Here is a 1,606-nt window from a genome sequence, read left to right as displayed (position 1 = left end):
TTCCCCACTGCTGCCTCCCGTAGGAGTCTGGGCCGTGTCTCAGTCCCAGTGTGGCCGGTCGCCCTCTCAGGCCGGCTACCCGTCGTCGCCTTGGTGAGCCACTACCTCACCAACAAGCTGATAGGCCGCGGGCTCATCCTGCACCGCCGGAGCTTTCGACCACTGAAGATGCCCCCAGTGGTCAGTATCCGGTATTAGACCCCGTTTCCAGGGCTTGTCCCAGAGTGCAGGGCAGATTGCCCACGTGTTACTCACCCGTTCGCCACTAATCCCCACCGAAGTGGTTCATCGTTCGACTTGCATGTGTTAAGCACGCCGCCAGCGTTCGTCCTGAGCCAGGATCAAACTCTCCGTGAATGTTTTCCCGTAATCGGGATGACACGCACGAGAGCGGAACAGTCAGGCGGAATAGGCCCGACCGTTCACAGCGTCCTCGCTGTGTTTTCTTCAAAGGAACCTCGACCATCGGGTATCCGATGGACGGGGTATCAACATATCTGGCGTTGACTTTTGGCACGCTGTTGAGTTCTCAAGGAACGGTCGCTTCCTTTGTACTCACCCTCTCGGGCTTTCCTCCGGGCTTCCCTTCGGTCTTGCGTTTCCGACTCTATCAGATCTTTCCGATCCGATTTCCTCGGTGCTTTCCAGGTTCCCGCTTCCGCGTTTCCCTTTCCGGCGGTTCCGACTCTATCAGATCCTTTCGGGCCTGATCCCCGGTCAGCGGGGTTTGTCTTCGCGGCTGTTGGGCCGTTCCGACGTCCCTAACCTTAGCGCGCCCTCTCGGCGATTCCCAAATCGAAGCCGGTGTGGAGTCGATCGGTCGTCGAGTCCCAATTCGAATTGAATTCGGGCGTGCCGAAATCAACCCTGTCGGGAGGTCGAGCTGGTGGTTTGGGTGCCGCTGCTGCGGCGGAAGTGCTGTCGAAGAACCGTTACGGCTCCGCGGCAACCCGAAGAACTCTACGGATCAGCCAGGGGGCTGTCAAGCGGCCCTGTCAAGATCTTTTCGTCCCGGGCTTCAGTCCAGGTCGGTGAGGCGTCCGCCGGCGTCCGGCTGGGCGTCCTCGACCCGTCGCAGTAGGCGCGTGAGCACTTCGCCCAGCGCCGTGCGCTCGTCGGGGGTCAGGTCCTGGAGCAGGTCCTCCTCGAAGACCGACGCCAGGCGCATCGCCTCCAGCCACTTCTCTCGCCCCTCGGATGTCAGCTCCACGATGACTCGTACGCGGTTGGACTCGTCTCGCTCACGGGTCACCAGAGATTCGGCGACCATGCGGTCGATCCGGTGAGTCATCGCGGCCGGGGTGAGGCCGAGGCGCTTGGCGAGGTCGCTGGGGCCCAGTCGGTAGGGAGCGCCGGAGAGGACGAGGGCCTTGAGGACCTCCCACTCCGTGTTGCTGATGCCGAGGGTCGAGGTCTGACGGCCGTAGGCGACGTTCATACGGCGGTTCAGGCGGGAGAGGGCCGAGACGATCTGCTCGACCTGGGGGTCGAGGTCCTGGAACTCGCGCTGGTACGCGGCGATCTGCTCTTCGAGGGTCGGCTCGCTGGGGCCGGGGGTGTCGCCCATGTGCGCAGTATCGCACGGTCGTTCTTTGCCTTGAAGTCC

1 protein-coding gene and 1 rRNA gene are annotated in these 1,606 nt (G+C 62.6%); both read right to left on the bottom strand.

The window, feature by feature from the left end:
• Nucleotides 1–357: ribosomal RNA gene (locus AC067J_RS44040) — 16S ribosomal RNA — on the bottom strand; the annotation flags it as partial.
• 661 nt (nucleotides 358–1,018) lie between these two features.
• A complete protein-coding gene (locus tag AC067J_RS44035; RefSeq protein ID WP_031109794.1) occupies nucleotides 1,019–1,567 on the bottom strand; it encodes a MarR family winged helix-turn-helix transcriptional regulator in 549 nt (182 codons plus the stop codon).
• Between the last annotated feature and the right edge of the window lie 39 nt (nucleotides 1,568–1,606).

It is taken from the genome of Kitasatospora sp. NPDC042419 (genome assembly GCF_056437345.1).
This window is presented reverse-complemented; position numbering and strand designations above follow the sequence as displayed.

Bases quoted from the DNA above. Each gene is read 5' to 3' on its own strand.
- AC067J_RS44035 (WP_031109794.1), bottom strand. From the start codon at position 1,567: ATGGGCGACACCCCCGGCCCCAGCGAGCCGACCCTCGAAGAGCAGATC.